At 47.4% G+C, this 10,526-nt stretch carries 9 protein-coding genes; 6 read left to right on the forward strand and 3 right to left on the reverse strand.

All coding sequences use genetic code 11. The annotated features are described in order from the left end of the window. The coding region (locus JGK16_RS30845) for a hypothetical protein (RefSeq protein ID WP_293193663.1) at positions 1-184 on the forward strand (184 nt) is incomplete at its 5' end. Between the two features lie 25 nt (positions 185-209). On the opposite strand, the gene JGK16_RS30850 is transcribed toward JGK16_RS30845, so the two are convergent. Beyond that, positions 210-1,379, reverse strand: coding sequence for a DUF58 domain-containing protein (locus JGK16_RS30850; RefSeq protein WP_293185252.1), 1,170 nt, complete (start codon positions 1,377-1,379; stop codon positions 210-212). Positions 1,380-1,663: 284 nt separating this feature from the next. Here JGK16_RS30850 and JGK16_RS30855 point away from each other — a divergent pair, with 284 nt between their 5' ends. Further along, complete coding sequence (locus tag JGK16_RS30855; protein ID WP_293193665.1) at positions 1,664-2,962, forward strand: PilT/PilU family type 4a pilus ATPase; 1,299 nt, start codon at positions 1,664-1,666, stop codon at positions 2,960-2,962. Between the two features lie 369 nt (positions 2,963-3,331). Here JGK16_RS30855 and JGK16_RS30860 read toward each other — a convergent pair whose 3' ends face one another. Together JGK16_RS30860 and JGK16_RS30865 are read right to left on the reverse strand one after the other, a co-directional pair. After that, on the reverse strand, positions 3,332-3,487 hold the full coding sequence (locus tag JGK16_RS30860; RefSeq protein WP_293143535.1) for a transposase family protein: 156 nt from the start codon (positions 3,485-3,487) through the stop codon (positions 3,332-3,334). 382 nt (positions 3,488-3,869) lie between these two features. Then, a complete protein-coding gene (locus tag JGK16_RS30865) occupies positions 3,870-4,373 on the reverse strand; it encodes a hypothetical protein (protein ID WP_293143532.1) in 504 nt (167 codons plus the stop codon). Positions 4,374-4,516: 143 nt separating this feature from the next. Here JGK16_RS30865 and JGK16_RS30870 point away from each other — a divergent pair, with 143 nt between their 5' ends. From JGK16_RS30870 to JGK16_RS30885, 4 genes are all read left to right on the forward strand, one after another. Next, positions 4,517-4,759: a hypothetical protein gene (locus JGK16_RS30870; RefSeq protein WP_293185248.1), complete on the forward strand. Its 243-nt coding sequence runs from the start codon at positions 4,517-4,519 to the stop codon at positions 4,757-4,759. Positions 4,760-5,052: 293 nt separating this feature from the next. Then, positions 5,053-6,135: an ATP-dependent 6-phosphofructokinase gene (locus JGK16_RS30875; RefSeq protein WP_293185247.1), complete on the forward strand. Its 1,083-nt coding sequence runs from the start codon at positions 5,053-5,055 to the stop codon at positions 6,133-6,135. A gap of 612 nt (positions 6,136-6,747) precedes the next feature. Next, positions 6,748-8,199, forward strand: coding sequence for a DUF697 domain-containing protein (locus JGK16_RS30880; protein WP_293185245.1), 1,452 nt, complete (start codon positions 6,748-6,750; stop codon positions 8,197-8,199). A gap of 270 nt (positions 8,200-8,469) precedes the next feature. Further along, positions 8,470-9,957, forward strand: coding sequence for a DUF697 domain-containing protein (locus JGK16_RS30885; protein ID WP_293185243.1), 1,488 nt, complete (start codon positions 8,470-8,472; stop codon positions 9,955-9,957). Positions 9,958-10,526: the final 569 nt, after the last annotated feature.

Here is a 10,526-nt window from a genome sequence, read left to right on the forward strand (position 1 = left end):
CAGAATTCTGCTGTTACTGGATTTGACCGGAAACGATATTATCTCCTGTCGCGAGCGGGGACGCTCGCACTGGCAGAATTCTGCTGTTACTGGATTTGAGATGATACCGGAAACGATATTATCTCCTGTCGCGAGCGGGGACGCTCGCACTGGCAGAATTCTGCTGTCACCGGATTTGATATGATAGCGGAAAACTTATCCACTCAATCTTAATAACTAATTGCTCTTTCTAAAGCATCTTGTAACTGAAGTTCTAAAGGTCTATCCGAGCGAATTTCTAAACCAGGTAAATCATGTTTCACTAACAGTTTTTCGCCTGTTTCCGCAGTGGAACTCGGCCAGAGTACCCAACGACTACCTTGGGTAAGAGTGCTTAAACTTGCAGAGTTTTGAGTTAGCCAAATGATCGATAGTTGCGATCGACTATCGATCGCATCTTCGGCAGCATTAACCGCCGCCAAGGTTTCCAAAACTACCCGGTTCCCCGAGACAAGTCCGGTTCCGGCCGTCCAAAGTTTGACGTTTAACAGGCGCTTGCTAGCATAGAAGTAAAGAGACGCTGCTACTGTCACCGCTCGTTCAAATTCCTCTGGTTGCCACAATGCAGCGCTGTCGAGAGCAATAATAATTTCTTGGCCGCCTGCTGCAACTTCTAACTCTCTCACCCGCAGTTCTCCGTAGCGGGCGCTGGTGCGCCAGTGAATCAGGCGGGTGGGGTCTCCGTGACGGTAAGGTCTCAGGTTGCGGGTGAGGCCTTCGGTAGCGGTTTGCGATCGCAGGCGATCGTACAATTGCGGACTGTCTTCTTGACCGATGCGATCGATCAAAGGGCAAGTGCTCAACGGCAAAACCTGCGGGTAAACCACCGCCACCGCTTTTACCGGGCGGCTGCGACGGCACCAAAACAACCCTAAAGGCGCCGCCGTCCTCAAGTGCACCTCTTGCCAGCGATAGACGCCCCGCTGCCGGACTTCCACGTAGTATGTATCCCTGTATATACTTTTAGGCTCTACGATCTCGATCGGGCGGACAAGCTCTTTTCCCAATACAAACGGTAAGATGTCTACCACTTGCAACAAGGTTTTAGGTTGGCGGGCGCTATTTTCGATTTCTAGTTCCACGGTGATTTTATCGCCCGCACTCACAGGTTCGATCGGGTGGCGGCGGACTTCCAAGGAACGCAGCGATTTTGCAGGCAAAACCGCAGCTACTACCAGCAGCGCCAAACTGCCACCGCTGAGCGCGTACAGCCACCCAGACATTGTATTAGTAGCAGACCCAAAAAAGAACACCGTCATCCCCGAGAGCAGCCAACCCGCGTAGGCAGGAGTAACAGCGCGATTTTCGAGCCAGTCGGCAATTTTGTGACGGATGTTCATAGGAGTTAAAACTGTTAATTGCTCGATCGCCCATCAAGCCTAATTGTAAAATATTCTCAGCATTTGGCACCGAATTAGCAAGCGAGCGATTAGATTAGAAATCGGGAATTTTTTCAATGATACTTTGACCCCGCCCAATAACGGATACAAGATCCCGACACTCGATCGCGCACGGTCAATCCCCAAATTTTAGACCATAGTTGAAACTCCCAGATTCACGGCGCTGCGAGTCAATCTAAAATCTAAAATCTAAAATCTAAAATCGACTCACTGGAGACTAAAAAATGAACCCATTAAACAATCCTACACCCGTTAAACCCGACCCTCAAGCCCGCCGCACACCCCCGCCACCGCCGCCCTTGGCTGCAACTCCCGCGCCACCACCACCGGCGCCTGCTGCACACCCCCTGGCGCAACAGCAGCATCAGCAGCAACAGCAGCGGGCTGTTGAGACTCCCGTAAGTACGATCGAACAAATGGTCAGAGATGCCCATACCGCCTCGGCTTCCGACATTCACATTCGAGTCGGTCAAGTACCTCGATTTCGGATTCGGGGCGTCATGCAAGTAGCAACCAGCCACCCCAAAGTCACGCCAGAAATTTTTGAACATTACTTAGCCGAAATTCTCACCCCCGAACAGCGAAAACAGTTTGCAGCTACCAAGGAATTAGATGCAGCAATTTTTTACCCGGGCTTCGTGCGGTGTCGGCTAAACTGTTTTGATTCCCTCAGTGGTGGCGCCCTAGTATTGCGGTTGATCAGTTTAGAAATACCCACTATCGACTCCTTGAGGTTGCCAGAAGTTCTCAAAAAGGTCATTTTGCGATCGCAAGGATTAATTTTGATTACCGGGCCTACCGGTTCCGGGAAATCGACAACAGTCGCTGCGATGATCGACCACCTCAATCAGACGGAACAGAAGCACGTAGTTACAATTGAAGACCCGATCGAATTCATTCACCCTTCTAAAAAATGCTTGGTCAGCCAGCGGGAAGTCGGCTTGCACACCCACGAGTTCCAGCAGGCTTTGCGGGCAGTTTTGCGGGAAGACCCCGATGTCATCCTGATCGGGGAAATGCGCGATCGCGTTACCATCAATACAGCCTTGCAAGCAGCTCAAACTGGTCACTTAGTATTGGGAACCCTCCACACTCGCAGCGCCATCAACGCTCTTAACCGCTTGTTAAACCTCTACCCACCTGAGGAACAGCAGGCGATGCGGATTCAAATTTGCGATTCTTTAGTAGCAGTAATTGCCCAACTTTTGCTGCCAACAGTTGACAACCGCCGCGTCGCAGTTCACGATATTTTGGTGAACACGCCAGCCATGCACGATTACTTGATGAAAGGTGATGATGATGAAGCTTTCCGGTTGATGCAAAATGACACCTACGAAGGCATGAAGATTATCAACCAGGATCTTTACAAACTCGTACTTGAAGGTAGAGTGACAATCGAAGAAGCCACAAAAACTTCTCCCGAAGCCAGCGATTTAGACCGCCGCTTGCGGACAGGAGGCTACGAAGTTGGGTCGGCTCGAGACTTTGAAGGTAGCAAAAAAGAAAGGAGCGTTCGCGCCTAGCCTAATAGCAACATACATACAGGGGTAGGCACAGCAAGCCTACCCCACAAATTAATACCATTTAACGCACTTGCCATCTAGGTTGTAGGACTGCTACTTTGAGAGAGTTCAGGGAGCGCTGCGACTAATACCTTCACCATATAGTCATCGCTCATAAAAATCAATACCGGATGCGGGAAACAAGCGTGACTTTAGTCCTTCCTAGGGAAGCGGCTCGGGGGACTTCAGTCAAGAGTGTTCTTTCTTTGCTATTTCTATTAAAATATTGGGCGTTGCTTAATCATGGTATGAAAAAAATAAGTTTAAAATCCAAAACCTTTGTGGATACTGGTTTCTATGACAGACCTATTTAGCCTTTCATACCGTAAATCAGCAACGCCCCCAGTTATCGAAGGCGGCTTCCATCTGTTTGGGGTGGAGACGTTCAATCACCCGCCGAAAGCTATCTGGGCTGGGGATGCCATTGGGGAGTGCTAAGAAGGTGGAGAGCCAAGCTTGTTTGCTACTGCCATAGAGTTCCACCATGGCTTAAGAGCTTTGTCCGCCTGCAATGGTGGAGAGAATCGCCACGATCAGAATATCGGATAAAGGATGCCATTGTCCCCGTTCGACTCGCTCGATCTTCGACGGATTTAAAACAGTCTACTAATCCTTGGCTTAAGGCTGATATTTCTAAGGGAACCGCACTCCTGTGTGGGCAGCTCAACAGCGGGCAGCGGGCGCAAATCCTTGAGACATAACGGGAACCAAGAGGTGGGAATACCCAGAGAGTGTCACCTTGTGTCAGCCTCGAAGCGAGGAAATCTAACAAACCTTTAGCATTGCACCTTTAACCTCAGTATCTGGCTTATTAATCTGTATCCTGAGCTACTATTTAACGTGCGCTTACCCTGCCTACAGTTAGCTACTATTTCGCTGATTTCTGTGCCTTTTTTTCCGATTCTACAGATTGCAAAGCTTCGTCCAGAATTGCCCGAGCTTCCTCAGCTTTGCCCCTAGCTTCTCGATAGCGGACATTAGCTTGAGCGAAGTTTTTGAGAACCTTAAAACCGTCTTTCAGACGACCAATTTCCTCCGCACTCACAGGCTCATCTGTAAACAAAATATCGATCGCCTCCCGGATTTTTAGGGCTTCTTCCCGGGATTCCATCACCTTCAATTTGAGACTTGCCAAATTGCTCAAAATCTGCACTGCTTCAGTAATTGCGTCCTCGCCGTCAGACACAGCAGCATCTTCGATAACTTCAACAAACTGCTTGGGCCCAAATCCTTCTGCGAGCTCTGTAGGTAGCTTCCCTTCATCCATCAGCAGCATCAGCTTATCCATCGCTTCTTCGCGGGCTTTCGCTGAATCTTTCCCTTTGACAGTTAAAATAATTTCGGGGCTTTGAGGAAGTGTATAACGAACCATATTTTGACCACAAGTATGCGAAAACAATTGAATGATATTTTATTTTATCTTGATTCGATCGCCTGTTGCAGCTATCCATCGGCTCCCTTGCCAACCTCTTGCCAAAAGTTGACACATATACACTCAAAAAGGAACCATCGACCATGAAAGATAAAATTCTTAACTTCCTCAACTTGATTTTAGTCGCTGATGTGTTTTTCGTCTTGGCTATTTTTGGGTGGTTTGCGATCGCCGTTGCAGGGCGATCGACTGGCGTAAATCTCGGTTTCGATTTATGGTACAGTCTGTGGCAGCCCGTATTTAATCCTGCCCTCGGTATTTTGATGGGCGGTGCAATTCTCAGCGGTATCGTTAACCAAGTTTCTAAACGCCTCAATCCCAAGTAAAATTTATGTTGTATTTGAGACGGTGATTTGGGACGCTACGAAAGTTAGCTATCAAGCTTGTAGGGTGCATCAGAGATGAGCTGCTCAATTAGGTCGCTGAAGCTTGAAAATACATAAGTATGTCATTGCCAGTGAAACAAAGTGAAACGAAGCAATCACAAAGGTTATCATAGCTTTACATTCTGTTACAGAGTAAAGTTTATTTGTAACTACTTACGTCGAAAATCAGGATTGAACGAATCGGAATCTAAAAATATCAACCATGTTCTGAGGAACAAAAGTCTGGCTAAATTATGGGAGAACAAAAACGTATCGGCATTCTCACCAGCGGGGGTGACTGTGCAGGCTTAAACGCCGTGATTCGAGCCGTTGTCTACCGCGCAACGGGAACATACAATTGGCAAGTGATGGGCATTCGTCAAGCCACCAAAGGATTGATGAGTCGCCCTCCTGAAGCAACACCCTTGAATATTGAGAAAGTAGATTCCTGGCTGACTATTGGGGGTACAATGCTAGGCACTACCAATGAGGGCAATCCTTTTGCTTTCCCGATGCCTGATGGAACTTTGCGCGATCGCTCTGATGATATTATTGAAGGCTATCATCAACTAGGTTTGGATGCCTTAATTGGGATTGGTGGCGATGGCAGTCTTGCCATTCTCCGAAAGATTGCCAACGCAGGTAATTTGAATTTAGTTGCTATTCCTAAAACTATTGATAATGATGTCGGTATTACCGAGCGTTCGATCGGTTTTGATACTGCTGTCAATATTGCCACAGAAGCACTCGATCGCTTACATTTTACAGCGGCCAGTCACAGCCGCGTGATGATTGTTGAAGTCATGGGACGCGATGCCGGACATATTGCGATTAGTGCCGGAATTGCTGGCGGTGCTGATATAATTCTGATTCCCGAAATTCCTTACAAAATTTCCGAAATCTGCGCCAAAGTTCAAGAACGCCAACAACGCGGAAAAAACTACTGTTTAATTATAGTAGCGGAGGCTGTGCGGACAGAAGCAGGCGAGTTAGTAATGCACACAAATCGCTTAGGCCAAAGTCGATTAGGTGGCATAGGTCAGTATTTAGCTGATACAATTTCTGATTGTAGCGGTGCAGAAACTCGCGTCACAGTTTTGGGACACATTCAACGCGGAGGAACGCCTTCTCCGCTAGAAAGATTAATTGCTTCGGCTTTTGGTGTCGCAGCAGTTGATTTAGTTGCCGAAAAGAAATTTGACCGCATGGTATCTTGGCAACAACGAGAAGTTGTGAGTGTTCCGCTGGAAGATGCGATCGCCAAATACAGACCTGTAGACTTCGATGGTACTCTGGTTAAAACGGCCCGCGGTTTGGGAATTTGTCTGGGAGATTAGATAATTACCTAGACTTTTTCACCAAAAAGAATGGGTTTGAAGCCCCGTCCTTATAGGACGGCTTTTCTTCCCTACGGAACATGAAAATTGCTATAATAAGTTTGAGTAAGAATAACCATCTATGCGAAGAAGTGTTTGATTAGGGAGCAACCCCCGTGTTATCTCGTCTCGATACGTCCGTAGCCTGGGTAAACAAGTAATGGTGAACACAGAGCGTACCTATCTGGCATTGTGATGGCAGGACGAAAGCAAAGGAAAAGTAAGCACGATTGCAATACTCGCAAGATGTAGTTGTTTTGAGTGTGTAGAGGCGATTTGACAGCGCCTTTAAGACTAAAGTTGTGGTTTTAAGAATCTCCGTGGCGTTGACTCCCGGAGAGTGTCAAATATCAACAGTTTGTAGTAATAACTTCACTTTTTGCTGGCTTAACTCAACAGCAAGGACTGAAGTCCTTACTACAAACTTTTTGAACTTCCGCAAAAGGTTTATGGTATAATCCGCCCGATCGCCCGATCGCCAGTTTGGATGTCGCAGAGGTACGATGGAATATAGGGAGGGAGACCAAGCCCGGTAAGGTTAAGCTTGGCGATAATACCCACAGGAAGGGAAAAATGACACTTAACTTGCGGCGACCAATTTTGATAGGCGGAATAGGACTTTCAGCAGCGCTTTGGCTGTTGGAAACTCTACAGCATTCGGGTTCAGAAATGGGAGAAACGGCACTCATCGGCTTGACGGCTGCCGGTGCGGGGTATTGGTGGTGGAAACAACAATCTCCCACACTCGAACTCGAACTCCCGCAGCCCCTGGCCAAGCGGGAAGCAGCCGAAAAAGCGATCGCGCAGGCCGAAGCAGCAATTAAATTGCTCGCCTCAGAAGCTCAAAACTCGGTAAATCCGGCTCATCTAACAGCAAAGCTCGATCGACTCAAAGCCGAATTAGACAGACAAGATTTGCGGATTACCGTAACAGGCGGCAAAGCTGTCGGTAAAACTGCCTTAATTCAAGTTTTAAATTCTGATTGGGCATCCCAAGACTCACAACAGCAGATTTTCTCAGAAACAGCACCGCTGTTTGCCAATACCACAAATTCCGATGCCAAAATCGGCGGTGATTTAGTGCTGTTTGTCACGGCGGGCGACATCACGGATTCCGAGTTTCAAACATTATCTCAACTAGCGTCCGCAGGTCAGCGCGTGCTGCTAGTTTTGAACAAACTAGACCAATATTTGCCAGCGCAGCAGTCACAAATTTTGCAGCAGTTGCACCAAAGAATGCAAGGAATATTGGGGACAGAAGATATAATTGCGATCGCAGCTTCCCCTAATTCGATTAAAGTGCGGCAGCACCAAGCAGACGGCACTGTTCAAGAACGGATTGAAACTCAAGTCTCTCAACTCGAACCGCTGACAGCAAGATTGACTCAAATCGTCACTCAAGAAGGGCAACAGTTGGTCTGGGCGAGTGCTGTGCGGGAAGCTGCAACGGTTAAATTAGAAGCAAAAACTTGCTTGAATGTCGTGAGGCGCGATCGGGCAATGCCCATCATCGAACAATATCAGTATATCGCCGCCGCCGCCGTTTTTGCCAACCCAGTTGCCGCCTTAGACTTGCTAGCCACAACCGCCATCAGCACCCAACTGGTAATCGACCTCGGCGCTATCTACAAGCAAGAGTTTTCCTTAGACCAAGCTAAGACAGTAGCGGCAACTTTGGCAACCCAAATGTTCAAACTGGGATTGGTAGAAGTGTCTACCCAAACTATTGCTGGACTGCTTAAAAGCAATGCCGTTACCTATGCAGCCGGAGGCGCAGTGCAGGGAATTAGTGCAGCCTATTTTACCAGAATAGCTGGACTAAGTTTGATTGAATATTTCCAAAATCAAGAACTGGAAAATGCAGCCAAAGGCATTTTCAGTCTCAATCAGTTGACGAAAACTTTGCAAGCAGTATTTCAGCAAAATCAACAAGTTTCCTTCTTGCAATCTTTCGTCAATCAAATTGCAAGTCGTCTCTCGCCTCAGACATCTGGGGCCCAGGCTGTTAATTCGGCAGCAAATTAAATACTTCTGGAGCCAGGGGCGGCGAGAAATCGAGTCTGTCTGACGATTAGGCCTAGATTCCCTAAAAAAGGGGATCTGACCTCTTAGGTACGTAGTTGCGCTTGAGCGCTCTTTCATATATATAAATAAGAGCGCTCAAGCGCAACTACGTACCTTGATTGCATGGGACAGTTGGGTAAGTCCTAAAATTTATCAAAAATTGTATTAAAATAAGAAAGAGAATGTTATATTTCTACGCTCAATTACATAGCTTAAAAAAGCCGATCGCCAATGGCTGACAATTCCCTTCAAGAAAATCGCCTATCCCTCGCCCGCGCCAGTTTGCGCCAAGCCCTCGCGCGCTACTCCTACCTGCGCCAAGGCAAAAAAAACTCGAACAACACAGAATTAGAAGCCGCCCTGCAAACTCAGTTAGATATTTTAACTTCTACCTCCGAAAAACTTGACAACAAGGTAATTAGGATTGCTACTTTCGGGCTAGTCAGTCGCGGCAAATCAGCCGTATTAAACGCGCTGTTGGGTCAAAAAATCCTGCAAACAGGCCCCCTCAACGGCGTGACTCAGTGGCCTCGTTCTGTACGTTGGAATGTGCCTTTAACCTTCCTGGAGGGCGTAGAACCCCCCCAACCCCCCCTTGGTAAGGGGGGGCAGGGGGGGGTTCAAGTAGAATTAATTGATACTCCCGGACTTGATGAAGTTGGCGGGGAAGTGCGCGGCGAGATGGCGAAACAAGTCACTCGCCAAGCTGACTTAATTCTGTTTGTGGTAGCTGGCGATATCACTCGCACTGAATATCAAGCTTTGTGCGAATTACAAACTGCTCAAAAGCCGCTAATTTTAGTTTTTAATAAAATTGACCTGTATCCAGAATTAGACCGAACAGCTATTTACCAAAGTTTGCAAGCGCTGGGAAATTCCGAACAGCTAGCAGCCGAGGCGGTAACAGATAAGGAAGATTGGGACGATTTGGACGATCGCCAAAATAACATCCCTGCTCCTAAATCTACAGCAAAACCACCCGCTAAAATTGCCAAATCCTTAGAAATAGTCATGGTAGCCGCCGAACCCGCACCGATGCAAGTGCGCGTAGAATGGTCAGATGGAAGTATCACCAACGAATGGGAATCGCCGCCTCCCCAAATAGACGAACTCAAACACACAATTTTGACAATTCTTAACAGAGAAGGGCGATCGCTCCTCGCACTTAATGCTTTAGTAGAAGCTAGAGATGCCGAAGCAAATCTTGCTCATCAAGTTCTCAAATTGCGCCAAACAGAAGCCGATGATTTAATCTGGCAATTTGCCAAATACAAAGCTTTAGCTGTCGGCTTAAATCCTGTTGCTTTCCTGGATGTCATGGGCGCAACTGTTGCAGATTTAGCCTTAATTCGCTCTTTATCCAGACTTTACTGTTTACCGATGACTGGTTACGAAGCCGGCAAACTTTGGCAAACTATTTTCTCCAGCGCTGGCGGCGTACTTTTGGGAGAATTAGGTAGCAGTTTCCTCTTGGGATTTGGGAAAAGTGCGGCCGCTGTCGCCCCACAAATCGGCTTTTCGACTTTCGCCGGAGTCGCTGTCACTCAAGCTAGTTTAGCAGCCTACGGAACCTACGCTGTCGGTCGCGCCGCCCAAGTTTATTTAGAAAGAGGCTGCACCTGGGGCCCCCTGGGACAGGATACTGTCATTCAAGAGATTCTAGCTACCATCGAGCGCAATACAATTATCGATCGCTTGCAGCAAGAATTCAAAATATGACACAAACCACAGCCATATTACGCGAACTGAAGCCGAGGGATTTTTTCCCGAGTCGTATCAAGATTTCCCCGAAATTACAGAATTGGTCAACTGATTGCTGTGTCATAAACATCGCAGTTGAGTAGGGTGCATCAGAACAAAAAAGGTACGTAGTTGCGCTTGAGCGCTCTTAACAAAGGTACGTAGTTGCGCTTGAGCGCTCTTAAAAAGGTACGTAGTTGCGCTTGAGCGCTCTTAACAAAGGTACGTAGTTGCGCTTGAGCGCTCTTAAAAAAGGTACGTAGTTGCGCTTGAGCGCTCTTAAAAAAGGTAGGTAGTTGCGCTTGAGCGCTCTTAAAAAAGGTACGTAGTTGCGCTTCAGCGCTCTTTCTTATATATAAGAGCGCTGGGATTATCTCAGTTTTATTGTTATAGTGATGTCCACGAAGAGCAAGTATTATACAGCTCGCTCTTTGTGGACAGCACTGTAAAAAAAATGGTTTTTGCACAACAAATGAGATGCTCCCAGAGCGCTGAAGCGCAACTACGTACCTCTCGAAAAAATGGTTTTTGCACAACAAATGAGATGC

This window comes from Microcoleus sp. PH2017_09_SFU_O_A (assembly GCF_020738625.1).
Lineage (GTDB): Bacteria > Cyanobacteriota > Cyanobacteriia > Cyanobacteriales > Microcoleaceae > Microcoleus.